Raw genomic sequence first — 25,101 nt, 5'->3', positions numbered from 1 at the left:
AAGCCCGCTCCCACATTCGATGCCGCGGAACACAAATGTTGTATTCACTGGAGATCTCTTGTGGGAGCGAGCCTGCTCGCGATGGCAGCGACTCGGTCTAACGAATAATCAAGTACGGTACTCGGCGTTGATCTTCACGTATTCGTGGGACAGGTCGGTGGTCCAGATGGTTTCGCTGCAATCGCCGCGACCCAACTCGATCCGAATGGTGATTTCTTCCTGTTGCATCACCGCCGCGCCCTGGGCTTCGGTGTAGGTCGCGGCGCGGGCGCCATGGCTGGCGATGCACACTTCGCCGAGGAACACGTCGATCTTGCTCACGTCCAGATTCGGCACACCGGCACGACCAACGGCGGCCAGAATGCGGCCCCAGTTCGGGTCGGAGGCAAACAGTGCGGTCTTGATCAGCGGCGAGTGCGCCACGGTGTAAGCAACGTCCAGGCACTCTTGGTGATTGCCGCCGCCATTGACTTCAACGGTAACGAACTTGGTCGCGCCTTCGCCGTCGCGAACGATGGCCTGGGCCACGTCCATGCACACTTCAAACACAGCCTGCTTGAGCTTGGCGAACAATTCACCGTTGGACGAAGTGATTTCCGGCAGCGCCGCCTGACCGGTGGCGATCAGCATGCAGCAGTCGTTGGTCGACGTGTCGCCGTCGATGGTGATGCGGTTGAACGACTTGTTGGCGCCATCCAGCAACAGGTTCTGCAGCACATCGCGGGAGACTTTGGCGTCGGTAGCGATGTAGCCGAGCATGGTCGCCATGTTCGGACGAATCATGCCCGCGCCTTTGCTGATACCGGTGACGGTGATGGTCACGCCGTCGTGCTGGAACTGACGGCTCGCGCCTTTTGGCAACGTGTCAGTGGTCATGATGCCGGTGGCGGCCGCTTCCCAGTTGTTGACCGACAGATCATCCAGCGCAGCCTGCAAGGCGCCTTCGATTTTCTCCACCGGCAGCGGCTCGCCGATTACACCCGTGGAGTACGGCAGCACCAGGCTTGCATCGACGCCAGTCAGTTCAGCCAGCTTGGCGCAGGTGCGCTCGGCGGCAGCCAGGCCTGGCTCGCCAGTACCGGCGTTGGCATTGCCGGTGTTGGTCAGCAGGTAACGCACCGGACCTTGCACGCGCTGCTTGGCCAGAATCACCGGAGCGGCGCAAAAGGCGTTCAGGGTGAACACGCCCGCGACCGTGGAACCTTCGGCGCAGCGCATGACCACGACATCCTTGCGCCCGGGGCGCTTGATGCCGGCCGAGGCGATACCGAGTTCAAAACCGGCAACCGGGTGCAACGTTGGCAAAGGACCAAGACCAACAGCCATGAATGCGCTCCTTAATAAATGATGTCAGCACCGCTTTCAGGAAGAACGGTGGTTTAAATGGCAAAACGCCGCGACGGCTAAAGCCGGTCGCGGCGCGGGTATTTCAGCGGTTGAAACGGGTTTTACTGGATCTGCCCGTGGCAATGCTTGAATTTCTTGCCCGAACCGCAGTAGCACAGTTCGTTACGGCCCAGCTTCTGGTCGTTGCGGACCGGGGCGATGGCAAGGGCTACATCAACCTCTTCACCGATCAGTTCCGGTTGCGCTTCCAGGCCAGGCGCTTCGGCGTGTTCGAACTGCATGCGGGCGGCCAGTGCTTCGGCTTCCTGACGCAGGCGTTGCTCTTCGGCTTCAGGATCTTCGCGGCGAACCTGAACGTGCGACAGCACACGGATCGAGTCGCGCTTGATCGAATCCAGCAGCTCGGAGAACAGCGTGTACGACTCGCGCTTGTACTCTTGCTTCGGGTTCTTCTGCGCATAACCACGCAAGTGGATGCCGTGACGCAGGTGATCCATGGTCGACAGGTGGTCTTTCCACAAGTCATCAAGCACACGCAGAACGATTTGCTTCTCGAAGGTGCGCAGCGCTTCGGCGCTCGCCTGCTCTTCTTTCTCGTTGTACGCGGCCAGCAATTCGTTCAGCAGCTTCTCGCGCAGGGTCTCTTCATACAGGTGATCGTCTTCGTCGAGCCATTTCTGGATCGGCAACGCCACGCCGAAGTCGCTCTGCAACGCGGCTTCCAGACCGGCCACGTCCCACTGCTCAGGCAGCGATTGTGGTGGAATGTGAGCGCTGACGGTTGCGTTGAGCACGTCCTGACGGAAGTCGGCAATGGTCTCGCCGATGTTGTCGGCGGCCAACAAACTGTTACGCATGTGATAGATCACTTTACGCTGTTCGTTGTTGACGTCGTCGAACTCGAGCAATTGCTTGCGAATGTCGAAGTTACGGCCTTCAACCTTGCGCTGAGCCTTCTCGATGGCGTTGGTCACCATGCGGTGCTCGATCGCTTCACCGGACTGCATGCCCAACGCTTTCATGAAGTTCTTCACCCGGTCAGAGGCGAAGATGCGCATCAGGCTGTCTTCCAGGGACAGGTAGAAACGGCTGGAACCGGCGTCACCCTGACGACCGGCACGACCACGCAACTGGTTGTCGATACGGCGCGATTCGTGACGCTCGGAAGCGATCACCTGCAAACCGCCCGACTCCAGCACTTGCTGGTGACGTTTCTGCCAGTCGGCCTTGATCTGGGCAATCTGCTCAGGGGTCGGGTCTTCAAGCGAGGCGACTTCCACTTCCCAGTTACCGCCCAACAGGATGTCGGTACCACGACCGGCCATGTTGGTGGCGATGGTCAATGCGCCCGGACGACCAGCCTGGGCAATGATCTCGGCTTCTTTTTCATGGAACTTGGCGTTCAGGACCTTGTGTTCGATGCCTTCTTTCTGCAGCAGCGCAGACATGTGCTCGGACGTTTCGATGGTTGCAGTACCCACCAGCACCGGACGGCCCAGGGTCATGCATTCCTTGATGTCGTTGATGATCGCCGCGTATTTCTCTTCGGCGGTCAGGAACACCAGGTCGTTGTAGTCTTTACGCGCCAGCGGCTTGTTCGGCGGGATAACCATCACCGACAGACCGTAGATCTGGTGGAATTCGAACGCTTCGGTGTCGGCGGTACCGGTCATGCCGGACAGCTTGTTGTACAGACGGAAGTAGTTCTGGAACGTGGTCGACGCCAGGGTCTGGCTTTCGGCCTGAATGTTCAGGTTTTCCTTCGCTTCGATCGCCTGGTGCAGGCCTTCGGACAGACGGCGACCCGGCATGGTACGACCGGTGTGCTCGTCGACCAGGACAACCTGACCGTCCTGCACGATGTATTCGATGTTGCGATGGAACAGCTTGTGCGCACGCAGACCGGCATAAACGTGGGTCAGCAGGCCCAGGTTATGCGCAGAATACAGGCTCTCGCCTTCGGCCAGCAGACCGACACGGGTGAGCATTTCTTCGATGAACTGGTGACCGGCTTCGTTGAGTTCGACCTGACGGGTCTTCTCGTCGACGGTGTAATGGCCGGCCTTGGTGACGACGCCTTCTACTTCTTCGACATGCAATTCCAGCTGCGGGATCAGTTTGTTGATCTCGATGTACAGCTTGGAGCTGTCCTCGGCCTGACCGGAAATGATCAGCGGGGTACGGGCTTCGTCGATGAGGATGGAGTCGACTTCGTCGATCACGGCAAAATTGAGTTCGCGCTGGAATTTTTCTTCCATGCTGAACGCCATGTTGTCGCGCAGGTAGTCAAACCCGAATTCGTTGTTGGTGCCGTAGGTGATATCGGCGGCGTAAGCCAGGCGTTTCTCTTCCGGCGGCTGGAATGGCGTAACCACGCCGACCGTCATGCCGAGGAATTCGTAGAGCGGGCGCATCCAGTTGGCGTCGCGTCGGGCCAGGTAGTCGTTCACCGTCACAACGTGCACGCCCTTGCCGGACAGCGCGTTGAGGTAAACACCCAGTGTTGCCACCAGGGTCTTGCCTTCACCGGTACGCATTTCCGCGATCATGCCTTCATGCAAGGTCATGCCGCCGATCAGCTGGACATCGAAGTGACGCATACCCATGACGCGCTTACCGGCTTCGCGGGCGACCGCGAAGGCTTCTGGCAGCAGCTTGTCGAGGGTTTCCCCTTTGGCGATGCGGGCCTTGAACTCATCTGTCTTGGCACGCAATTGATCGTCCGAAAGGGCCACCATTTGCTCTTCGAAGGCATTGACGAGTTGCACCGTCTTGAGCATGCGTTTGACTTCACGCTCGTTCTTGCTTCCAAAAAGTTTCTTTAACAAAGGCGCAAACATATCGGCAGGATCTTCCACACTAAAGGGATGGAGGGCGGCCCCGTGAGTCGCCCGTGCAGCCCTCATGGCCGCATGCGAACGAGCATTCTACCCGGAAACGATGGTGAGGAAAGTGGCGTTGTTCCACGATGCATGCACTGCGCTATGACGGGGCTCACTTAAAATAAGGGCTTTTTGCGCAACTTCAAGTCATTCACGGCAGAAGTTACTTGTTGATTTAATGGGTAAAGCGCGCGCAAAGCAATGGGTCGGGTGCAGGGAGCGCTTTCTGCTACCATGGCAGCTCTGTTACTTCAGGTGTCTGATCATGGCATTTCGCCCTCTTACGGCCAGAGCACCCGCCGTTCTGCTTCGCGAAGCCAAACCGCTGAAAGCCATCTTCGGCCACGCTCAACGCCTGGGTCATTTACAACGTCTGCTCGAAAGCCAATTGCAGCCTGCCGCCCGCGAGCACTGCCATGTGGCGTCATGGCGCGAAGGCAGTTTGTTGCTGATCGTCACCGACGGCCATTGGGCGACCCGTCTGCGCTACCAGCAAAAGCGCCTGCAACGACAGCTACAGATGTTTGATGAGTTCGCCAGCCTGACGCGAATTCTGTTCAAGGTACAGCCGCCGACCGTTCAGCAAGGCGCGGCAGGCCATACCATCAGTTTGTCGATCGATGCCGGCGCGACCATTCAAGCGACCGCCGACGGGATCAGCGATCCGAATCTGCGGGCAGCACTGGAACGACTGGCGGCGCACGCAAAACCTAAAGACTGACATCGAACCCCTGTGGGAGCGGGCTTGCTCGCGAAAGCGGTGTGTCATTTAACAATGATTTCGACTGACACACCGTCTTCGCGAGCAAGCCCGCTCCCACATTTGGACCGTGCCCACTGGCTAGCGGCGTTTGCTGCCTCCGAGCAATGACCCCATCAAACCGCGTACCAGTTGTCGGCCCAATTGATTGGCCGCCTGACGCATCGCCGATTTAAGCGCCTGCCCTGCCGCCGTCCCGAGGAATTCTCCGGCCTTATCGGTAAAACTCGGTTCCTCTGGCGCAGGTTTGCCCGGCACGGCCTCGGGCTCCGGCGCCAGTCCTTTGCGGCCCATCAATATTTCATACGCCGACTCCCGATCAATCGGCTTGTCATACCGCCCCTTGAACGGCGACCCGGCGATCAGCATCGTGCGCTCGGTTTCCGTCAACGGCCCGATCCGCGATTGCGGTGGAGCAACCAATACACGCTGGACCATCTCCGGCGTGCCCTTGTCCTGTAACGTGCCGACCAGCGCCTCGCCGATTCCCAGCTCAGTGAGCACCGACAAGGCGTCAAACGCCGGATTCGGTCGAAACCCATCGGCCACCGCCCGCAAGGATTTCTGTTCTTTGGCCGTGAAGGCGCGCAGACCATGCTGGATACGCAGGCCGAGTTGGGCCAGCACGTCGTCCGGCAAGTCGCCCGGCGATTGGGTGACGAAATACACGCCCACCCCTTTTGAACGAATCAGCCGCACCACTTGCTCCAGGCGATCCTGCAACGCCTTGGGCGTGCCCGCGAACAATAAATGGGCTTCGTCGAAAAACAGTGCCAGCAGCGGTTTATCCGCATCGCCGCGCTCGGGCAGTTGCTCGAACAGTTCAGCCAGCAACCACAGCAGGAACGTCGCATACACCTTCGGCGCCTCGTGAACCAGACGACTGGCATCCAGCAGATGAATGCGCCCTCGCCCGTCGACCGTCGGCTGCAGAATGTCTTCCAGTTGCAGTGCCGGCTCGCCGAACAGCGCTTCGGCACCCTGTTGTTCCAGCGTCGCCAGGCGCCGAAGCAATGCCTGGCTGGAACCGGTGGTCATCAACGCCGCATCGTCCCCGAGCATTTCGGGATGGTCACGCAGGTGATTGAGCAGCGCCTTCAAATCCTTGAGGTCCAGCAGCAACAGCCCTTCGCGGTCCGCGACCTTGAAAGCCGCGTACAACGCCGACTGCTGGCTGTCGGTCAGTTCCAGCAGACTGCCGATCAGCAGCGGGCCCATTTCGCTCAAGGTCGTGCGCAATGGATGACCGGACTGACCGTGAATGTCCCACAGGGTGATCGGATAGGCCGCCGGCTTATGGTTCAGCCACGGCATCCCGGCGATCCGCTCGGCGATTTTGCCTTGCGGGTTGCCGGCAGCCCCCAGGCCACACAGGTCGCCCTTGATGTCTGCCGCAAACACCGCCACGCCTGCATCGCTGAAGGCTTCGGCCAAGCGTTGCAACGTGACGGTTTTACCGGTCCCGGTCGCACCCGCGATCAGACCGTGACGATTGGTCAGGCGCATGGCCTGAGCGACAGGCTGGCCGGCAAGGTCGGCTCCGATAACGAGTTGCGATGAGTCAGGCATTTTGTCACCCATGGTTAATCTTTGGTCCTGCATGGCCGATACAAACAGTTGTGAGACCAATGCGAAACAAGCGTCGGTAATTCCCTAAGGAGAGGACGGAAATATCAGCTTTTTCAACATTGCCCAGTTTGCGTGCCTTTATAAAAGCACGCTCAGGACATTAAGACCTTAGCGGAACCCCAAGCCATGAACAAAAACCTGCGCTTCAGTCACAAAATTTTGCTTGCCGCCGCCCTAATCGTTATTGCCGCTTTTGCCTCGTTCACCCTGTACAACGACTATTTACAGCGCAATGCGATCCGCAGGGATCTGGACAACTATCTGCAAGAGATGGGCAGAGTCACCGCCAACAACATTCAAACCTGGCTGGCCGGTCGCAGCCTGTTGATCGAAAACCTGGCGCAAACCGTTGCACTGAACCCCGATACGGGCAACGTCTCCAAGCTGCTTGAACAAAAGGCTGTGACGTCGACCTTCATGGGCGCCTACCTGGGTAACAAGGATGGTTCGTTCATCATCCGGCCGGACAGCAAGATGCCCGACGGCTATGACCCGCGCGCCCGCCCTTGGTACAAGAGTGCCCAGAGTGCCAGCGGTTCTGCCCTGACCGAACCGTACATCGATCTGGCGTCCGGCCAGTTGGTGATTTCCATTGTTAACAGCGTCCTCAAGGACGGCCAGAACATTGGTGTGGTCGGTGGCGACCTGAGCCTGCAAGTAATCGCTGACAGCCTCAACGCCCTGGACTTCAATGGCATGGGCTATGCCTTCCTCGTCAGCGCCGACGGCAAGATCCTGGTCCATCCAGACAAAGCGCTGGTGATGAAGACCCTGAAGGATGTCTACCCGCAAGACACCCCGACAATCGGCAGTCAACCGAGCGAAATCGAGGTCGACGGCAAAACCCGTATCGTGACCTTTACCCCGATCAAGGGATTGTCCTCGGTCAACTGGTACATCGGCCTTTCCGTGGACAAGGGCAAAGCATTCTCCACGCTCAGCGGGTTCCGCACCTCCGCCATAATCGCGACCGTCATTGCCGTGGCCATTATCATCGCCTTGCTCGGCATGCTGATCCGCTTCCTGATTCAGCCATTGCACGTCATGACCCGAGCCATGGAAGACATCGCCGACGGTGAAGGCGACTTGACCAAGCGCCTGACCATCCAGAACAACGACGAATTCGGCGTCCTCGGCACCGCGTTCAACCGTTTTGTGGAGCGTATTCACGGCTCGATCCGCGAAGTGTCCTCGGCCACCGGCCAGGTCAACGAAGTCGCGTTGCGCGTGGTAGCTGCTTCGAACTCGTCGATGTTCAACTCCGACCAGCAAGCTTCGCGCACCAGCAGCGTGGCCGCCGCCATCAACGAGTTGGGCGCCGCGGCTCAGGAAATCGCCCGCAACGCCGCCCAGGCTTCCAGCCAGGCCAGCGATGCCCGCAGCCTGGCCGAAGACGGCCAGCAAGTGGTGGATCGCAGCATCAAAGCGATGAATCAGCTGTCGAGCATGCTCAGCGCTTCGAGCACCAACATCGAATCGCTGAACAGCAAGACCGTGAACATCGGGCAGATTCTCGAAGTGATCACCAGCATCTCCCAGCAAACCAACCTGCTCGCGCTCAACGCCGCCATCGAAGCGGCCCGTGCCGGCGAGGCAGGACGCGGTTTTGCGGTGGTGGCGGATGAAGTGCGCAACCTTGCCCACCGCACGCAGGAATCGGCCCAGCAGGTGCAAACCATGATCGAGGAGCTGCAAGTCGGCGCCCGGGAATCGGTCAGCACCATGAGCGACAGCCAGCGCCACAGCCAGGACAGCGTGGAAATCGCCAACCTGGCCGGCGAGCGCTTGAACAGCGTGACTCAGCGCATCGGCGAGATCGACGGGATGAACCAGTCGGTGGCCACTGCAACTGAAGAACAGACGGCTGTCGTGGAGTCGATCAACGTCGACATCACCGAGATCAACACGCTGAACCAGGAAGGCGTGGAAAACCTGCAGGCGACGTTGCGGGCATGTTCGGACCTGGAGCAGCAGGCGGCGCGTCTTAAGCAGTTGGTGGGTAGTTTCCGAATTTAAGGCGCTCTCACTGACCTCATCGCAGGCTTGCCCGCGATGAGGTCTGTAATACACCGCAAAAACCTCGCTGACGCCCACGCTACAAAACCCCAAACGAACATCTATCCTTCATAAAGGTCAACCAAGGGAGAACAACGGACCGGAGGGATGCTCATTGTGCATATCGCGGACATAACCATGTTCTACGCCCCGGCCAGCGGTGGCGTGCGCACGTATCTGGATGCCAAGCACCGGCGCCTGAGCATCAAGCCAGGCATTCGCCACAGCCTGCTGATCCCGGGCGCTCATTTGAGTGAACAGGATGGCGTTTACAAAGTTCCGGCTCCGGCCCTGCCCTTTGGCAGGGGTTATCGCTTCCCTCTACGTCTGGCCCCATGGCGAAATGTCCTGCAAGTTTTGCAGCCTGATCTGATCGAAGTCGGCGATCCATACCTCACGGCGTGGGCCGCTCTGGATGCCCGTAGGCAACTGGACGTGCCGGTGATCGGTTTCTACCACTCAGACTTGCCGTTGCTGGTCAGCAATCGAATGGGCAATTGGGTGACCCCCAATGTCGAAGCCTATGTCAGCAAGCTGTACGGTAACTTTGATCGGGTCCTGGCACCGAGCCAGGTCATGGCCGACAAGTTGATCGGCCTGGGCGTGAAGAATGTGTTCGTACAGCCCTTGGGGGTCGACCTTCAGACCTTCAATCCCGACGCCAGGGACCCCGGTCTGCGCGCCGAATTGGGCATCGACGAAAACACCCATCTGCTGATCTTCGCCGGCCGTGGCTCCAAGGAAAAAAACCTGCCGGTCCTGCTGGCTTGCATGAAGCGCCTGGGGCCTCGATATCACCTGCTCCTGGTCGGTTCCTCGATGCCCGCCGTGGTGCCGGACAACGTGACCGTCGTCGACGAGTTCTGCCCGGCCACGCAAGTCGCGCGTTTGATGGCCAGCGCTGATGCGCTGCTGCATGCCGGTGATCAGGAAACCTTCGGCCTGGTGATTCTCGAAGCCATGGCCAGTGGCATTCCAGTCGTGGCGGTCGCCGCCGGAGCCTTTCGGGAAGTCGTTACCGACGCTTGTGGCGTGCTGTGCACACCTAACAGTCCCTTGGCGATGGCCAACGCTGTGCGCGAACTGTTCAGCCAGGGCAGCGCCGCTTTGGGCAAACGCGCTCGCAGTCATGTCGAACAGCATTACGCCTGGGACACTGTGGTCAACAGTCTGTTGGGCCACTACCACGCGGTTCTCGGCAGCCAATGGCCGCTGACCGCCAATGGTTGAACCCATGAATCCGCCCAGCCTGTTACTCGTGCTGCACGACGTTGCGCCGCAAACCTGGGCTGACTACCAACCTTTTGTCGAAGCCGTCGATGCCTTGGGCGAGGTGCCGATGACCTGGCTTGTGGTGCCCGACTTTCACAGGCATAACGATCTCGACGCCCATCCAGGCTTCAGGCGCCTGCTCACACACCGAGTCGCCCGAGGTGACGAGCTGGCGTTGCACGGCTACTTTCATTGCGATGAAGGCCCATCCCCCGGCAACCCCAGAGACTGGTTCATGCGCAGGATCTACACCCACGAAGGCGAGTTTTACAACTTGTCGCAAGCCGCCGCCCTCTCCCGTCTGCGTGCGGGAATGGAAGTATTCCATCGCTATCGGTGGCCACTGCAAGGCTTCGTCGCGCCGGCCTGGCTGATGAGCGACGGCACCCGTCTGGCACTGCGCCAGTTACCGCTCAAATACACCAGCGATTCACAGCACCTCTATCGCCTGCCGGATTTCACTGCCATCGACGCCCCAGGGCTGGTCTGGAGTGCGCGTAGCGCCTGGCGTCGGGGCTTGTCAAAAGTCCTCAGCGACCAGCGCGAGCAGCACTGGCGGCACGCGCCAGTGATTCGACTCGGCGTGCATCCGGTGGACATGCGCCACGGGTTTTCACGCAATTATTGGCTACAGACCCTCAAGCGCCTGCTGGATGAGGGGCGCGTGCCAATGACTAAAGCCCAATGGCTCTCGTTGCAAAGTGACCGTATCGGTCGCGTCGCATGAGTCGCGGGATTCTGCTGTTTCTCGCCCTGCTTGCCGCAGTGCTGATTCCATTGCTGCTCGGCGGCAATCAGACGTGGTCACGCCTGCAAAGCTTTCCGTTGAATCAATTGCTGATCATGTTCGGCATGATCTTTCTGTGCTGGGGGGTCAACACCCTGCGCTTGCGCCTGTTGCTGGGCGATCAACGCGCCAAGGTCGGGCGGGTCAAAAGCCTGGGCGTGGTCATGGCAGCCGAGTTTGCCTACTGCGCCACCCCCGGCGGCAGCGGCGGACCGCTGACCATCATGGCGCTACTGGCGCGTAACGGCGTGCGGCCAGCAAGGGGCAGCGCCGTGTTCGCCATGGACCAACTGAGCGACCTGCTGTTTTTCCTCTGTGCATTGAGCGCGATTCTGATTTATGCGCTGTTCCAGCACCTCAGCGAACGCCTGGAGTGGCTGCTGACCGTCAGCGCCATCTCGATGTTCGGCGGACTGTTCAGTTGCCTGCTGGTCGCCCGCTACCATCGACGACTGATTCGCCTGAGCGGACGGTTGCTCGTCCGCCTGAATGTCAAAGGCACCACGCGCCTGCGCTGGGCACGAAAACTCCTGCACTTCCTGGCGGCGTTCACTGACACATTGAAGTTGCCATGGCAGACGCTGATTAAGGTCTTTGCCCTGACCTGCGTGCATTGGCTCCTGCGTTACAGCGTGTTGTATCTGGCGTTGCGCGGGCTCGGCGCGGATTTGCAGTGGGCCTGGTGCTTTCTGATCCAGATGCTGTCGCTGAGTGCCGGGCAATTCAGCCTGCTGCCGGGCGGTGCCGGTGCGGCGGAATTAACGTCGGCGGCGCTGTTGGCGCCGATGGTGGGCAAGTCGACTGCGGCGGCAGCCATTCTGATCTGGCGCGCGGTGACCTATTACTTCTACCTGGTGGTGGGTGGCCCGGTGTTTTTGCTGATGTTGGGCCGACCGCTGCTGAAGAAGTTGATGAGGTTCAAGCAGGCTTAGGCGTGTCCTCGGTTTTTTGCTGCAGTTGCTCCCACAACTCGGCGGCACCGGGAAACTCCGTGCCGTCTTCGGGGCTCATGTCATCCGGGTCGTAGCGACTCAAACACCCCTCCCCCACTATGGCCGGGGCCTTGGAAGTGGCTTTGTCGAATGGATCGGCCATGGTCATGTCCTCAGTGCAGAAACGGCGAAGGGCCTGAAGCGATTGAACGCCCAGGCCCTTCGAATTTCAACCGTATTGTGCAGCGGTCAGAAAACCACGGTTTTGTTGCCGTGTACCAGAACCCGATCTTCCAGGTGATAACGCAGACCGCGCGCCAGTACCATTTTCTCGACGTCACGGCCGAAACGCACCATGTCTTCGATGCTGTCACTGTGGCTGACACGTACCACGTCCTGCTCGATGATCGGACCGGCGTCCAGCTCTTCGGTCACGTAGTGGCAGGTCGCGCCGATCAACTTCACGCCACGCATGGAAGCCTGGTGATACGGCTTGGCCCCAACGAACGACGGCAGGAAGCTGTGGTGAATATTGATGACTTTGTGCGCATATTCACGGCACAACTCAGGTGGCAGGATTTGCATGTAACGGGCAAGTACCACCACTTCAGCATCATGCTGTTTGACCAGGCGCGAGACTTCGGCGAAGGCCGGTTCTTTGTCCTGCGGATTGACCGGTACGTGGTAATAAGGAATGCCGTGCCACTCGACCATGCTACGCAAGTCGTCATGGTTGGAAATGACGCAAGAGATTTCGCAGTCCAGTTCATCACTGTGCCAGCGGTGCAGCAAGTCGGCCAGGCAGTGGGACTCACGGCTGGCCATCAACACCACGCGCTTCTTCTGCGCAGTATCGGTGATGCGCCAGTTCATCGAGAACTCTTGGGCAATCGGCGCAAACGCTTCGCGAAAGGCTTCGATACCGAAAGGCAACGAATCGGCACGGATCTCGTGACGCATGAAGAACCAGCCGTTCTGATTGTCAGAGTGATGGCTCGCTTCCGTGATCCAGCCGTTATGTGACGCCAGAAAGTTACTGACTTTAGCAACGATACCGACGCGGTCCGGGCAAGCAATCACCAGCCGAAAAGTGCGCATGAGGGTAAAACTCCAGAACTTCGCAAAGGCGGCCATTCTAGCGATTGCGCAGCAAAACTGCAGTATTGATGACACGGTCGCGCACGCAGGTCAGTGGAACAGGTTCAATCAGCCCTTCGCCTGCCCGCGCGATGGTGTTCTTGCAGGCACTCTTCAAGAGCACAATTGTGAATATCTGTGATGAGCGCATCACACTTTTAACTGCACCTGAAATTCGCGCCCTAATCCCTCGCAACTAATTTAAGTAAAACACCGGTTAAATGTTTACTTGATGAAACACCCTGACTATTATTGCGGCACTGTCACCTGCCATCCAGCGCTAAACATAAGGTAGTCCCCATGTCCTTGATCAACGAATACCGCGCCACCGAAGAAGCTATCAAAGAGCTGCAAGCCCGTTTGAAGAACCTGTCCCAAGACGACAAACTGCAAACCGAGCTGGAATTCGAAGGCAAACTGCGCACCCTGATGGGCGAATACTCCAAGTCCCTGCGTGACATCATCGCGCTGCTGGATCCAGAATCCAAAACCAAGGCTCCACGCGGTGGCGCAGTAAAAACTACTGGCACCAAACGTGCCCGTAAAGTTAAGCAATACAAAAACCCGCACAACGGCGAAGTCATCGAAACCAAAGGTGGCAACCACAAGACTCTGAAAGAGTGGAAAGCCAAGTGGGGCGGTGACGTGGTAGAAGGTTGGGCTACTCTGCTGGGCTAAGCCACAGAGTTTGTCAAAGACTTATCCGCGACAAAAAATAACGCCAGCAGATGCTGGCGTTTTTTTATGTCTGCAATTCAGGCTGCGGTATTTTCGTTTTCAAAGATTTAAACGTTTGCGTAATTCCTGGACATAATTCTGCCATTCATTGAGCACCTCCCGCTGAAACGATGTAGCGGTAATTGCCAGTTGGGCAGCAGCCTCCATGAAAGTTTGCAGCGTATTTGGCGCCCCCCACTCAGGATCTGACAAACGTTGCTGACAGAATATTCGCCAGCGCTCTTGCTCCTCGAAACTCAACGTATCAGGGAAGTTACGTGCGCGATAACGAAACAACAATTCAGGCAAACGTTCGTCATCGAAAGGCCATTGTTCTTGTGATAATTGGACAGGGTCGGCCGCTCGGACTTGCTCGCATAGCCGTCGATCCCGATCACCGATAAAACCATCGTATAACTGTTGTTCGGGGTCCTGGCTCTGAGTGAAGTCTTCACCGGCATAAATCGCCAGTACCTTATCCCGCCAAACCTGTTGTGCGTCACTTAGCCGCAGCACGCGCTCCTGATAAAGCGCCATGTCCAGCCCCAGACGCTGTTGATCGTCTGGACGCAGCACCGACAACGGCGCCACCACCGGGCACTTGTTGATATGGATGAGCTTGAGCGGCACCGGCAGTTCACCTTCCGCCAAGTCATCGCGACGGGTATACAGCCGCTGGCGCAAGGCGTCGGCATCCAGATCGAGCAACCCCTGGGGATCGAGGTGCAGGTCACAGACAATCAAAGCGTTTTTGTTGCGCGGATGCCAAGCCAGCGGCAGCACCACACCGACGTAACTTCGTGCGGCCGAGAAACGCCCGGAGATATGCACCATCGGCTGCAACAGGCGAATCTGGTCCATGACCTTTTGTTTGCCGCGCAGCTGAAACAGCCAGTCATACAACTTCGGCTGCTTTTCACGAATCAGGCGCGCCAGCGCGATGGTGGCGCGAACGTCCGATAACGCCTCGTGGGCACTGCCGTGGTCAATGCCATTGGCGGCGGTCAGCCGTTCGAGCTTGAGCGTGACCCGCCCTTCCTCATCGGTTGGCCAGACGATGCCGTCGGGGCGCAGGGCATACGCCGCCCGCACCACGTCGATCAGGTCCCAGCGACTGTTACCGCCCTGCCACTCACGGGCATACGGGTCGAAAAAATTACGATACAGGCTGTAACGTGTCATCTCGTCGTCGAAGCGCAGCGTGTTGTACCCCGCCCCGCACGTCCCCGGCGCAGCGAGCTGGGCGTGCACCCGGGTCATGAAGTCGGCTTCGCGCAAACCCTGTTCGGCCAACTGGCCTGGGGTAATGCCGGTGATCGCGCAGGCGGCAGGATGCGGCAGGATGTCTTCACTGGGCTGGCAAAAGAGGTTGACCGGTTCGTCTATTTCATTGAGATCGAAGTCGGTGCGAATCCCCGCCACCTGCAGCGGGCGGTCGCATCGCGGATTGATGCCAGTGGTTTCGTAGTCGTACCAGAAGATCGAGGTCACGGGCTGTTCCTGAACTGAAGATCGGCAAAGTCTAGGCGTTCACATCCCGCCCCGGCCAGTAATCTTGTCATTCAATCACCTCGGCCTACTCACCGTGCAATACATAGTTATGTCGTTTCCCCCCGAGAGGCTGCTAGCATCGGACGAACATCGAATCCCGAACAGGCCACATCAAGGTTGCCCATGCTCGAGACCACAGCACTGCCAAGGAAAGCGACGCTGTCCCCGCCACTGGACACGCGGTATCAAATCGAGACGCCCGAAGGCATCGATTTGCCACTGCGCCCGGCCGGGTTGATGGTCCGTGCGCTGGCCTTCGCCATCGACCTGGGGCTGCGCGGACTGATCCTCGGCGTCCTGTTTGTCGTATTGGCGTTTCTGGGAAAACTCGGCGCAGGGCTTGGCTCGATTCTGTTGTTCGCGGTGAGCTGGTGGTACATGGTGCTGTTCGAGGTGCTCAACCAGGGACGCTCACCGGGCAAACAATGGATGGGATTGCGCGTGGTGCACGACGACGGCACGCCGGTCGGCTGGTCCGCTTCGCTGCTGCGCAACCTGTTGCGATTCGTCGACCTGTTGCCCTTCGGATATTTCCTCGGTGCCATCTGCTGCCTGCAACACCCCACCTTCAAACGACTCGGAGACCTGGCCGCCGGCACGCTGGTGATTTATCGCGAGCAACCGCTTGCCCGTCCGCACCTGCCCGATGCGCCTCCCCAGCGCCCGGCTTTTGCTCTGGCACTGACCGAACAGCGCGCCATCCTCGGCTTCGCCGAACGCCAGGGCGAACTCTCGGGGGCGCGGGTCAATGAACTGGCGTCCATCCTCGCCCAGCCGTTGCAGGTGCCCGAGCCACGGGCAGTGGCCGAACTCAATGGCATTGCACGTGGTTTGTTGGGTCCGGCATGAAGCAAAGTCTTTTCGAAAATCGTCACAAGGCCGAATGGGCGCAGTTTTCGCTGATGCTCGAGCAATTGGAGCGGGACAAGGAATCCACCCGAATCGCCAGTTTCCCCAAGGACTATCGACGCCTTTGTCACCAGTTGGCGCTGGCTCAGGAACGCGGCTACAGCAGTTTCCTGATCGACTCGTTGCAGCAACAGGCGCTGCGTGGGCATCAGCAACTGTATCGGCATCGCAGCCGGCTGGGCGCCAACGTCCTGGGCTTCATCCTGGCCGATTTTCCGCGACTGGTACGCGAGCAATGGCGCTTTGTACTCGCCGCCGGCCTGATGTTTTTCGGCAGCCTGATCGGCTTTGCGCTGCTGGTGTATCTGTTCCCGGACCTCGTCTACAACCTGATCCCGGCCGAGCAGATCAGTGAGATGCAAAGCATGTACGACCCCGTCGCCGGCCATCTGGGCCGTTCGGCGCAGCGTGCGGCCAGTGAAGACTGGGTGATGTTCGGTTACTACATCATGCACAACATCGGCATCGCCTTTCAGACCTTCGCCAGCGGAATACTCTTTGGCCTGGGCAGCGTGTTTTTCCTGTTCTTCAATGGGCTGATGATCGGGGCCGTGGCCGGGCACTTGACGCACATCGGCTACGGGCAAACCTTCTGGTCCTTTGTCATCGGGCACGGTGCCTTCGAACTGAGCGCCATTGCCCTGGCCGGTGCCGCCGGCCTGCAACTGGGCTGGGCCTTGATCGCACCGGGACGCCTGCCCCGCGCCGAAGCATTGCGACTGGCGGCGCGCAAAAGCGTGTTGCTGATCTGTGGCGTCATGTTGTTTCTACTGATTGCCGCGTTTATCGAAGCGTACTGGTCATCAATGACCGCGCCGGCCCCCATGACCAAATACCTGGTCGGCGCGGCGCTATGGGTGTTGATGGCGACTTATCTGCTGTTTGCCGGACGGACTCGCCATGCGCCTGAGTGACGCCACGGTCGTGATCCGCCCCCGCTCGACATGGGAAGCCATGGACCTGGGCGTCCTGCTGAGCCAGCGCCATCGACGCTTGCTGATGACCAGCTGGGCCATCGTCACCTTGCCGGTCTTCGCCCTGCTCACCTTGTTTCTGTGGGATTCACCGTCACTCGCGCTGTTTATCTTCTGGTGGCTTAAACCGGCCTTCGAACGGCTGCCGCTGTACATTCTGTCGAGCGCCATGTTTGGTGAAACGCCGACCTTGAAACAGGCGCTGCGCCAGTGGCCGCGCCTGCTCAAGCCACAATTGCTTGCAAGCCTGACCTGGCGACGGCTGAGCCTGAGCCGCAGTTTCCTGATGCCGGTGGTACAACTTGAAGGCCTTGGGGGCGAAGCACGCCAACAACGATTAACCGTGCTGCTGCAGCGCAACGCTGGCGCCGCGCAATGGTTGACGATTATCGGCGTGCATCTGGAAAGTGCGCTGTGGATTGGTTTGCTGGTGCTGTTCTACATGTTCCTGCCGCAACAGGTCGAACTGGACTGGGGATGGCAAACCCTGATTACCGCCGCTGTGCAGGAATGGCGATGGCTGGAGCACCTGACCAATGCCTTTTACGTGCTGGTGCTGATTGTCTGGGAGCCGATCTATGTGGCCTGCGGTTTCAGCCTTTACCTGAATCGACGCACGGTGCTGGAAGCCTGGGACATCGAACTGGTGTTCCGCCGACTGCGCCAACGCCTCATGAGTACGGCGGTCACATTGCTGCTGGCCGCCATGCTGCTGGTGCCGACGGCACAGAATGTCTGGGCCGACGAGCCGGCCATTACACCGGACAGCCCGCGTCTGCTGGATCAACCGCTGACCAGCCAGGCCTCCAAAGACAGCATCAAAACCCTCCTCGCCCAGCCCCCCTTCAAGAATAAGGAAACGGTCACCCGCTATCGATTTGGCGAAGACGAACCTGCCCGCCAAAACCAGAACGACGGCAAGACACCTGACTGGCTGAAAGCGCTGGTCAGCCTGTTCGACAGCCAGCGTTTCGGTTTCCTCGCCAACTTGATCGAAGTGCTGTTGTGGGGCGCCGTGATCGGGGCCATCGGCTTGCTGATCTGGCGTTACCGCGACTGGTTGCAGGCGTTCGTCAGCCGTCGACCACGGATAAACCGCCGGGTTGCGCGTGCCGTGCCGCAACGCGCTTTCGGCCTGGAGTTGAATCGCGAAACCTTGCCCGCCGACATTGCAGCCAGCGCCGAAAGTCTGTGGCCAGACAACCCGCGCGCCGCCCTCGGGTTGCTGTATCGCGCCCTGCTCAGCCACCTGTTGCATGAGCACAACATGGCGCTAAAAGCGGCCGACACCGAAGGCGAAGTGCTGCAGCGTGTCGCGCAACTGCATCAACCGGCCTTGCTCGCTTTCAGCAAAACCCTGACCTTGCACTGGCAAAACATGGCCTATGGGCATCGACTGCCACCCGCGCATTTGCAGCAGGAACTGTGTGATGGCTGGCGCGCATTGTTCGGCCCGGGAGCCGCCCGGTGAACCGGCGTTTGTGGTTCGGTGGCGGCGCGCTCATCGTCCTGCTGCTTGGCGCGCTCAGCCTCTATCTGTATTTCAAGGCAACGCCCTATCAGGTAGAAATCGATCACGGTCCATCCCCCGAAGCCCAGGCAAATCCGTATCTGGCTGCCGAGTATTTCCTGCGCAAACAGGGCTTGAGCGTCAGCCACGCCAATAGCCTCGACATCTTGCCGATCCTCGATCCACGTCAACACAGCCTGTTGTTGCTCGGTGATCGCGCGAACATGTCACCGCGCCAGATCGATCAGGTGTTGAACTGGACCCGGGCCGGCGGACGTCTTTTGTTTGTGGCCCAATCCGTGTGGGATGAAAAGACTGGCCAGAGCAACGACCTGCTGCTTGATCGCGTGCAGTTGCACCAGTTGCTGAGTAAAGACCTCAAGGCGCCGCCGCCGGACATCCTCGACGACACCTACCCGAAACTGACCAAGCTGTATCTGGAAGATGAAACAGCACCGGCCTACGCCAGCTTCGACACCGCGTTCCATCTCGAAGACCCGAAAAACCTCGCGCAAGCCTGGGCCAACAGTGCCAAGGCCACGCACATGATGCAGCTGAACCACGGCCTCGGCTCGATCACCGTGGTGACCGACGCCGAACTGTGGAAAAACCCGGCCATCGGACAGTACGACAACGCCTGGCTGCTCTGGTACCTGACCGCCGACACGAGCGTGACATTGCTGTTCAATACCGATCACGACAGCTTGCCGACCTTGCTGTTGCGCAACTTCCCCCAGGCGCTGGTGGCGCTCATTGCCCTGATCGGTCTTGGGATCTGGCGCGTCGGGGTCCGTCATGGCCCGCTGCTGGAACCGGCGCCCAAAGCCCGCCGACAGCTTCAGGAGCACCTTCGCGCCAGCGCCGATTTCATCCTGCGCCGCAGCGGTCAGCACACCCTGTTGCAAGCCTTGCAACAAGACATCCTGCGCCGGGTCCGTCACCGTCACCCCGGTTATGAACAACTCGGCGTCACCGAACAATGGCTGGTGCTCGCGCGCCTGACCGGCCAACCCACACGCGCCATCAGCCAGGCCATGAGCCCGCGACCGAAGCAGCGGCTGTCCAGCGCTGAGTTCAGCCGTCAGGTCGCCCACCTGCAAACCTTGAGGAACACGCTATGAGTCAACAGATCGAGCCTGGCAGCGAGACCCACGCCGCCCAGCAACGCCAGCGCGCCAGTCAGTTGGCCCAGGCGGTCAGAACTGAATTGCGCAAAGCGGTGATTGGCCAGAATACCGTGATCGATGACGTCCTCACCGCACTGATCGCCGGCGGCCATGTGCTGCTCGAAGGCGTGCCGGGGCTGGGCAAGACATTGTTGGTGCGGGCGCTGGCCCGTTGCTTCGGTGGCGAGTTTGCGCGCATCCAGTTCACCCCGGACCTGATGCCCAGCGACGTCACCGGGCATGCGGTCTACGACCTGAACACCGAGCAGTTCAAGCTGCGCAAAGGCCCGCTGTTCACCAACCTGCTGCTGGCCGACGAAATCAACCGCGCCCCGGCGAAAACCCAGGCCGCGCTGCTCGAAGCCATGCAGGAACGCCAAGTCACCCTCGAAGGCCGCGCCCTGCCGATCGCGCAACCGTTCATGGTCCTGGCCACGCAGAACCCCATCGAGCAGGAAGGCACTTACCCGTTACCGGAAGCCGAGCTCGACCGCTTCATGCTCAAGGTCCGCATGGATTACCCCGACACCGAGCAAGAGCTGGACATGGTTCGCCAGGTCAGCCGCTCGACCCGCGCCGACATGCTCGACGTGCAACCGTTGCGCACCGTATTGCAAGCCAAGGACGTGCTGGCCTTGCAGCGCATCGCCAGCGATCTGCCGCTGGACGATCAGGTGCTCGATTACGCCGTGCGCCTGGCGCGCACCACCCGAACCTGGCCGGGCTTGATCCTCGGCGCCGGGCCACGAGCATCCATCGCCCTGGTGCGTTGCGCTCGCGCCCGTGCGCTGCTGCGCGGTGGCGATTTCGTGATTCCCGATGACATCAAAGGCTGCGCCCTCGCGGTGCTGCGCCACCGGGTGCGGATTGCCCCTGAGCTGGACATCGAAGGGCTGGACGTCGATCAGGTGCTCAAGCAACTGCTCGACCAAGTGTCGGCGCCGCGTTTGTGAAACCGTCACGCCTGCTGTTGATCTGGCTCGCGATCCTGCTGGGCATCGGCATCGTGCTTGGCACCTTGCGGGCGCTGGAATTCGACGTGCCCTCCACCCTGCTGTCGATCAACTGGGGACTGCTCCTGGCGTTGCTGGCACTGGCCGTTCTCGACGCCGTTCGCCTCAAGCGCCTGCCGTCACCGCGCATCCAGCGACAAATGCCCGGCAGCCTCGCACTGGGTCGATGGAGCGAAGTGCGCCTGGAAGTCGAGCATGACTTTGCTTACTCACTGAACATTCAGATTTTCGACCACGTCCCTGACGGCCTGAGCTTCGAACACCTTCCCCTGTCGGCTGAATTGCAACCCGGTCAACAGAGCCAGATCGGCTATCGCCTGCGTCCGCTCAAGCGCGGCCACTTCAGCTTCGAACACTGCGAAATCAACCTGCCGAGCCCCATGGGCCTATGGTCCGACAAACGCCTGCTGAACCTGCTCGACCACACCCGCGTCTACCCCGACTTCGCCCGCCTCTACGGCGGCGAACTGCTGGCGGTGGACAACTGGCTCAGCCAACTCGGCGTGCGCCAACGACAACGTCGCGGCCTCGGTCTGGAATTCCATCAACTGCGCGAATTCCGCGAAGGCGACAGCCTGCGCCAGATCGACTGGAAAGCCACCGCCCGCCAACGCACCCCAATCGCCCGCGAGTACCAGGACGAGCGCGACCAGCAAATCATCTTCATGCTCGATTGCGGCCGGCGCATGCGCAGCCAGGATGGCGAACTCGCGCATTTCGATCACGCACTCAACGCCTGCCTGTTACTCAGCTACATCGCCCTGCGCCAGGGCGATGCAGTCGGCCTGAGCACCTTCGCCAGCGACCGACCGCACTACCTCGCCCCGGTCAAGGGCACGGGCCAGCTCAACGTGTTGCTCAACACCGTCTACGATCTAGACAGCACACAACGCCCCGCCGACTATCAGGCTGCCGCCACACAGCTACTGGCCCGACAAAAACGCCGGGCGCTGGTGGTACTGGTCACCAACCTGCGGGATGAAGACGACGAAGAACTGCTGACCGCCGTCAAACGCCTGAGCAAACTGCATCGGGTGTTGGTGGCGAGCCTGCGTGAAGACCTGCTCGACAATCTACGGCACGCGCCAGTGCAGACTTTGCCGGAGGCGCTAACCTATTGCGGGACGGTGGATTATTTGAATGACCGGGCGCAGCTCCATGAGCGGTTGAAGGCTCATGGAGTGCTGGTGGTGGATGCTCGGCCCCAGGAGTTGGGGGCCGAGTTGGTGACGCGGTATTTGGGGTGGAAGAAGGCGGGAGTACTTTAGCGCTCGCCCACCTCTTCATTGACGTAATCGCCCAATGACATCGAGTTCACCGGTGACAATTTGAGCAAATTTTTGGCCGAGACAATAAAACCAAAGCTCCCATCCTTTTTATTACCGAACGAAAAGGCATATTGCAGTCCCCCTCGCTGCATTATCCTAGGGGCGCCCAATGGGCCTTCAGGGGTCGACTCCAGCTCCAGTGCAGGTGTTCCTGTCCACCCTAACCGAACACTTTGTTCAATTATCGGATGCATTATGGTCGCCGGCGCTATCAGATACTCGATGTGCGAATCACGACGAGGGAAAAGGGATACCTCCCCAAGTCGCCACTGGTAAAAATCATCCATCGACTTGATGACCACATCCTTCCAAGGCGCAGATAGCAAAAGAGTCAAGGTTTTTTCGGCGATCACGGGTTCGCCGTCATATAGATTGAACACGCGGGCTGTGACCACATTGTCTTCGAGGGTTTTCGGTTGACACGCATAGGTTGCCCAACCGTCTGCTCCACTGGACACTACGACCTCGCTCCCTTGGTATTGAAAGGTTACCAAAACATCTTCAACGGGCTCCTTGGTGTAGAACGAGCACACACGGTACGAAACATAAGCGGCCTCCTGCTCCTCAATGACAGGGTGAATCGTGGGTTCACGGGTTTCGCTGAACTCAAGGCGGTTGTGCCCTAGTGACATGGATAAACCGACGATGCGCAGACGCTCATTTCCCGCTCTAATGCTCAGACCCAATTCAAATCCGGCTGCCAGTTCACACTCGATGCAATCTATTGACCATTCAATACCCTGCAATTCGATTAAGACGTCTTTGTACAAATCTGGCTGAAACTCAATGCCGAGTCTGCGAGGATCTTCCGATTGGGAGGGGTGGAGCATTTGTAGGTGCAAGCCGGACAATGCTGACATTGGATTAGGCATGAACCGAAACGCGTGTACCGCACCAATGCTCGGATAGGACATGTCGGGCGACAATACGCTTGAGTCGAATTCAACAATGCCCTCATCCAGAATGGAATCAGAGATCAATCGACCAGAAAGCTCCCATGCCTGCGATAAGGGCTGGAAATCGGTGAAGAAATCCAGTTCCAGCCAACCACTGCCGTCACGACCTGCGATCAGAGTCCATACCAATCCTTCGTCGGTCCATTCAAAAGTCTGACCAAGCGGAGGAGAAAACGACATCCCTAACCCAGGATCTTCCCCACGCCAACGCAACCCCACCGATTTGCCCAGCATTTGACTTCCCGGTATTGGCTTAAGCTGCAGCGTCAAAGTGTTCCCACGCAGACAGTAAAAATCCAGAGGCCCTTCAGGGGATAGCCGGTTATCCGGGCCCAGCACTAACTCGACATGCTGTTTCCAGAAATTACTCGCGATCGCTGTGAAGTTGAACGACTCTTCGATCCGCGCCTCGTCGTTATCATCCCGATTCTTGACCCGCGCTACCAGTTCTCCGGCACCATCCTTTTCGGGTTTATATGTCAATTCGGCCCAGCCGTCCTTGCCCGTAGAGGTGATCACATCGCCTGACGGGGTCTCCCAGACAACCTCGACTCCCCTCGCACCGTCAGTTGAACCAGCTGCCAATATCTGCAGCATTACACGCACACTTTCCCTCTCATCAAACACCGGTGACCTGTTTGCCTCCCGACGATCGCCCACTTCAAACTTGTTGAAGCCCAACGACAGCATATTTTGCTCAGAGGGATCCCGAAGACGCTCCGCTTGCAGCCCGATCCGACACTCTCCTTCCTGCGCGTCTACGCAGTTGACGGTCCACTCCACTTTGCCGTCAACCCAAGGCACATAGTCTGTCAGCGGTGGGTCTACGATGACCTTGAGGTCCTCGGCGGACATTCCCTCCCATAGCAGCCTCACCGGATAATCGAGCAACTCGCTGTTCTCGGGTGCCGTTACCCGAATTTTGTATTCATGCTCTCCACGATGCGGATAGCCTTTTTTCTCGCCCAAGGGAAACTCACCATTCCCTCCAAGAGAAATTTTCGCGTCACTCCAGGGATTGCTGCTCAGTACTTTGACATCAATTAAATGACGATACTCGCCCTCTTCAAAGTAGGGGCTGTCGATCAGCACTTCGATCTGATGAGAGCCGGCGGTTATCGGTGAGTATTGATGGAAAGCCTCACCCTCGACATCTGAGCGGGTTTGCTTGCCATCGAACGTGACTTCACGTTCATCAAGAAATTTATCGGTGTAGTAAGAGGCGACCTTGACTCCAATCTCAACGGTTTGCTCATTCACGACCGGGTCGAACGCAGGAGCAAATACGTCGACAATCTTGACCCGGTGATCACCGATTGAAAAAAATACCTCATGGGGTTCTGCATCCCATTTGCTTTCAATCAGCAACTTGAAGTCGTCGTTTGGCAGATATTCAGAAACGTTCAGCAACCACTCTTTCTCAATCATCTGCAGCTCACCCAACCCGGGGGTGACTCTCAAATCCTGCGGCGGTGGGGCGGTCACTTCTTTCTGTAGGGAGACTTCGGTTCCAGTCCACACATTCCCCTCGGCAACCAACAGCTTCAATCGATGAGCCTCATCCCCTACGGCACCTTTGCACAGGTACAAAGAAGTGCCAGAAAACTCCTGTTGATCGATCTGGAGGCCACGAAGCACCAACTCCTCCAGATAAAGCCGCACGCTGACATTCGTGACATCCAGCGAACCTGCATCAGTGTCTGTGGTAGGCGGGTAACCGAAACGTATGCCCAATTGCACATCAGCTTCTTCTGGCTTGAGTTGCTGATTCCCCGGAGTGGGTACGAAGTCCAAGGGGTTCGGTTCCTCAAGGCTGCCATCCCACATCAGTTCCTTTTCATCTCCCCAGATACCATCGCGCGCTATCTGATACCAGCTGTTCCGTTTTGTGGTCTGGTAGTCGAATGTCAGCAGATACTTGGCCTCCGCGCCTCGGGGCGCCGGCAGTACAAAAAACTGCTCAAGCCATGCATCGTTCTGCATTCTCCCGGTTCTGATTTCCCTCCCGTTATATGAAGGTCTTCCAATCGCCGCTTTTTCATGAGGCGGCGCCCCTTTTTTCCAGGAAATGCCAAGTGATTCATCGAATGACCCAGCTTTGATCAGGTCGGCACCCTTTCTTTCATCTTGCTCACGCATGATTTGATCCTTATGTTCACTGGAAGAGCGCCACATT

Annotated in this window: 19 protein-coding genes and 1 pseudogene; 13 read left to right on the top strand and 7 right to left on the bottom strand. The window is 58.9% G+C overall.

The features are described from left to right. Window positions 1-108 precede the first annotated feature (108 nt). Complete coding sequence (gene argJ / locus ACM6I0_RS00320; protein WP_285429626.1) at window positions 109-1,326, bottom strand: bifunctional glutamate N-acetyltransferase/amino-acid acetyltransferase ArgJ; 1,218 nt, start codon at window positions 1,324-1,326, stop codon at window positions 109-111. A gap of 122 nt (window positions 1,327-1,448) precedes the next feature. Then, complete coding sequence (secA, locus tag ACM6I0_RS00315; RefSeq protein WP_285429624.1) at window positions 1,449-4,187, bottom strand: preprotein translocase subunit SecA; 2,739 nt, start codon at window positions 4,185-4,187, stop codon at window positions 1,449-1,451. Window positions 4,188-4,494: 307 nt separating this feature from the next. Between secA and ACM6I0_RS00310 the strand changes: the two genes are divergently transcribed. After that, window positions 4,495-4,950, top strand: coding sequence for a DUF721 domain-containing protein (locus ACM6I0_RS00310; RefSeq protein WP_285429623.1), 456 nt, complete (start codon window positions 4,495-4,497; stop codon window positions 4,948-4,950). Window positions 4,951-5,070: 120 nt separating this feature from the next. Here the strand turns inward: ACM6I0_RS00310 and ACM6I0_RS00305 are convergent, their stop codons facing one another. After that, on the bottom strand, window positions 5,071-6,558 hold the full coding sequence (locus ACM6I0_RS00305; RefSeq protein WP_414921230.1) for a helicase HerA-like domain-containing protein: 1,488 nt from the start codon (window positions 6,556-6,558) through the stop codon (window positions 5,071-5,073). A 186-nt stretch (window positions 6,559-6,744) separates the two neighbouring features. Here ACM6I0_RS00305 and ACM6I0_RS00300 point away from each other — a divergent pair. The 5 genes and pseudogenes from ACM6I0_RS00300 to ACM6I0_RS00280 all read left to right on the top strand — a co-directional run. Then, a pseudogene (locus tag ACM6I0_RS00300) lies at window positions 6,745-7,776 on the top strand (cache domain-containing protein); the annotation flags it as partial. A gap of 93 nt (window positions 7,777-7,869) precedes the next feature. Next, window positions 7,870-8,634, top strand: coding sequence for a methyl-accepting chemotaxis protein (locus tag ACM6I0_RS00295; RefSeq protein ID WP_405046053.1), 765 nt, complete (start codon window positions 7,870-7,872; stop codon window positions 8,632-8,634). Between the two features lie 147 nt (window positions 8,635-8,781). Next, complete coding sequence (locus ACM6I0_RS00290) at window positions 8,782-9,903, top strand: glycosyltransferase family 4 protein (protein WP_414921229.1); 1,122 nt, start codon at window positions 8,782-8,784, stop codon at window positions 9,901-9,903. Continuing rightward, window positions 9,896-10,672 (top strand): DUF2334 domain-containing protein, encoded by a 777-nt coding sequence (locus ACM6I0_RS00285; RefSeq protein WP_414921228.1) that lies wholly within the window; start codon window positions 9,896-9,898, stop codon window positions 10,670-10,672. The genes ACM6I0_RS00290 and ACM6I0_RS00285 overlap by 8 nt, the downstream gene beginning before the upstream one ends. Then, window positions 10,669-11,664, top strand: a complete 996-nt coding sequence (locus ACM6I0_RS00280) for a lysylphosphatidylglycerol synthase transmembrane domain-containing protein (RefSeq protein ID WP_285429615.1) — start codon at window positions 10,669-10,671, stop codon at window positions 11,662-11,664. The genes ACM6I0_RS00285 and ACM6I0_RS00280 overlap by 4 nt, the downstream gene beginning before the upstream one ends. On the opposite strand, the gene ACM6I0_RS00275 is transcribed toward ACM6I0_RS00280, so the two are convergent. Beyond that, complete coding sequence (locus tag ACM6I0_RS00275) at window positions 11,651-11,827, bottom strand: hypothetical protein (protein ID WP_414921227.1); 177 nt, start codon at window positions 11,825-11,827, stop codon at window positions 11,651-11,653. The genes ACM6I0_RS00280 and ACM6I0_RS00275 overlap by 14 nt on opposite strands. An 86-nt stretch (window positions 11,828-11,913) precedes the next feature. Next, the gene (gene purU, locus ACM6I0_RS00270) at window positions 11,914-12,762 is read right to left on the bottom strand and encodes a formyltetrahydrofolate deformylase (protein ID WP_259153240.1); all 849 of its coding nucleotides are present in this window, start codon (window positions 12,760-12,762) and stop codon (window positions 11,914-11,916) included. Window positions 12,763-13,101: 339 nt separating this feature from the next. On the opposite strand from purU, the gene mvaT reads away from it, so the two are divergent. Next, window positions 13,102-13,479, top strand: coding sequence for a histone-like nucleoid-structuring protein MvaT (gene mvaT / locus ACM6I0_RS00265; RefSeq protein ID WP_007933316.1), 378 nt, complete (start codon window positions 13,102-13,104; stop codon window positions 13,477-13,479). Between the two features lie 99 nt (window positions 13,480-13,578). On the opposite strand, the gene sbcB is transcribed toward mvaT, so the two are convergent. Then, on the bottom strand, window positions 13,579-15,009 hold the full coding sequence (gene sbcB / locus ACM6I0_RS00260; protein WP_414921226.1) for an exodeoxyribonuclease I: 1,431 nt from the start codon (window positions 15,007-15,009) through the stop codon (window positions 13,579-13,581). A gap of 183 nt (window positions 15,010-15,192) precedes the next feature. On the opposite strand from sbcB, the gene ACM6I0_RS00255 reads away from it, so the two are divergent. Genes ACM6I0_RS00255 through ACM6I0_RS00230 form a run of 6 tightly spaced genes read left to right on the top strand, consistent with a single transcriptional unit; the run spans window position 15,193 to window position 21,909 of the window. Beyond that, window positions 15,193-15,918: an RDD family protein gene (locus tag ACM6I0_RS00255; RefSeq protein WP_285429611.1), complete on the top strand. Its 726-nt coding sequence runs from the start codon at window positions 15,193-15,195 to the stop codon at window positions 15,916-15,918. Then, entirely contained in the window at window positions 15,915-16,892 is a 978-nt protein-coding gene (locus ACM6I0_RS00250; RefSeq protein ID WP_285429610.1) for a stage II sporulation protein M, read from the top strand. Before ACM6I0_RS00255 ends, ACM6I0_RS00250 begins: the two co-directional genes overlap by 4 nt. Continuing rightward, window positions 16,879-18,423, top strand: a complete 1,545-nt coding sequence (locus tag ACM6I0_RS00245) for a DUF4129 domain-containing protein (RefSeq protein ID WP_414921225.1) — start codon at window positions 16,879-16,881, stop codon at window positions 18,421-18,423. The genes ACM6I0_RS00250 and ACM6I0_RS00245 overlap by 14 nt, the downstream gene beginning before the upstream one ends. Further along, on the top strand, window positions 18,420-19,583 hold the full coding sequence (locus tag ACM6I0_RS00240) for a DUF4350 domain-containing protein (protein ID WP_414921224.1): 1,164 nt from the start codon (window positions 18,420-18,422) through the stop codon (window positions 19,581-19,583). The genes ACM6I0_RS00245 and ACM6I0_RS00240 overlap by 4 nt, the downstream gene beginning before the upstream one ends. Then, complete coding sequence (locus ACM6I0_RS00235) at window positions 19,580-20,581, top strand: AAA family ATPase (protein ID WP_414921223.1); 1,002 nt, start codon at window positions 19,580-19,582, stop codon at window positions 20,579-20,581. The genes ACM6I0_RS00240 and ACM6I0_RS00235 overlap by 4 nt, the downstream gene beginning before the upstream one ends. After that, on the top strand, window positions 20,578-21,909 hold the full coding sequence (locus ACM6I0_RS00230; RefSeq protein ID WP_414921222.1) for a DUF58 domain-containing protein: 1,332 nt from the start codon (window positions 20,578-20,580) through the stop codon (window positions 21,907-21,909). Before ACM6I0_RS00235 ends, ACM6I0_RS00230 begins: the two co-directional genes overlap by 4 nt. Here the strand turns inward: ACM6I0_RS00230 and ACM6I0_RS00225 are convergent. Further along, window positions 21,906-25,064 (bottom strand): hypothetical protein, encoded by a 3,159-nt coding sequence (locus ACM6I0_RS00225; protein ID WP_414921221.1) that lies wholly within the window; start codon window positions 25,062-25,064, stop codon window positions 21,906-21,908. The two genes, ACM6I0_RS00230 and ACM6I0_RS00225, sit on opposite strands and share 4 nt — an antisense overlap. Between the last annotated feature and the right edge of the window lie 37 nt (window positions 25,065-25,101).

Origin of the sequence: Pseudomonas sp. IT-P294, from assembly GCF_949767865.1 — a bacterium.
In the GTDB taxonomy this organism is placed as follows: domain Bacteria; phylum Pseudomonadota; class Gammaproteobacteria; order Pseudomonadales; family Pseudomonadaceae; genus Aquipseudomonas.
This window is presented reverse-complemented; position numbering and strand designations above follow the sequence as displayed.

What these genes read in the sequence shown, in the direction of transcription:
- argJ (WP_285429626.1), bottom strand. Translation starts at nt 1,326, where the DNA reads ATGGCTGTTGGTCTTGGTCCTTTGCCAACGTTGCACCCGGTTGCCGGT.
- secA (WP_285429624.1), bottom strand. Translation starts at nt 4,187, where the DNA reads ATGTTTGCGCCTTTGTTAAAGAAACTTTTTGGAAGCAAGAACGAGCGT.
- ACM6I0_RS00310 (WP_285429623.1), top strand. Translation starts at nt 4,495, where the DNA reads ATGGCATTTCGCCCTCTTACGGCCAGAGCACCCGCCGTTCTGCTTCGC.
- ACM6I0_RS00305 (WP_414921230.1), bottom strand. Translation starts at nt 6,558, where the DNA reads ATGCCTGACTCATCGCAACTCGTTATCGGAGCCGACCTTGCCGGCCAG.
- ACM6I0_RS00295 (WP_405046053.1), top strand. Translation starts at nt 7,870, where the DNA reads ATGTTCAACTCCGACCAGCAAGCTTCGCGCACCAGCAGCGTGGCCGCC.
- ACM6I0_RS00290 (WP_414921229.1), top strand. Translation starts at nt 8,782, where the DNA reads ATGCTCATTGTGCATATCGCGGACATAACCATGTTCTACGCCCCGGCC.
- ACM6I0_RS00285 (WP_414921228.1), top strand. Translation starts at nt 9,896, where the DNA reads ATGGTTGAACCCATGAATCCGCCCAGCCTGTTACTCGTGCTGCACGAC.
- ACM6I0_RS00280 (WP_285429615.1), top strand. Translation starts at nt 10,669, where the DNA reads ATGAGTCGCGGGATTCTGCTGTTTCTCGCCCTGCTTGCCGCAGTGCTG.
- ACM6I0_RS00275 (WP_414921227.1), bottom strand. Translation starts at nt 11,827, where the DNA reads ATGGCCGATCCATTCGACAAAGCCACTTCCAAGGCCCCGGCCATAGTG.
- purU (WP_259153240.1), bottom strand. Translation starts at nt 12,762, where the DNA reads ATGCGCACTTTTCGGCTGGTGATTGCTTGCCCGGACCGCGTCGGTATC.
- mvaT (WP_007933316.1), top strand. Translation starts at nt 13,102, where the DNA reads ATGTCCTTGATCAACGAATACCGCGCCACCGAAGAAGCTATCAAAGAG.
- ACM6I0_RS00255 (WP_285429611.1), top strand. Translation starts at nt 15,193, where the DNA reads ATGCTCGAGACCACAGCACTGCCAAGGAAAGCGACGCTGTCCCCGCCA.
- ACM6I0_RS00250 (WP_285429610.1), top strand. Translation starts at nt 15,915, where the DNA reads ATGAAGCAAAGTCTTTTCGAAAATCGTCACAAGGCCGAATGGGCGCAG.
- ACM6I0_RS00245 (WP_414921225.1), top strand. Translation starts at nt 16,879, where the DNA reads ATGCGCCTGAGTGACGCCACGGTCGTGATCCGCCCCCGCTCGACATGG.
- ACM6I0_RS00235 (WP_414921223.1), top strand. Translation starts at nt 19,580, where the DNA reads ATGAGTCAACAGATCGAGCCTGGCAGCGAGACCCACGCCGCCCAGCAA.
- ACM6I0_RS00225 (WP_414921221.1), bottom strand. Translation starts at nt 25,064, where the DNA reads ATGCGTGAGCAAGATGAAAGAAAGGGTGCCGACCTGATCAAAGCTGGG.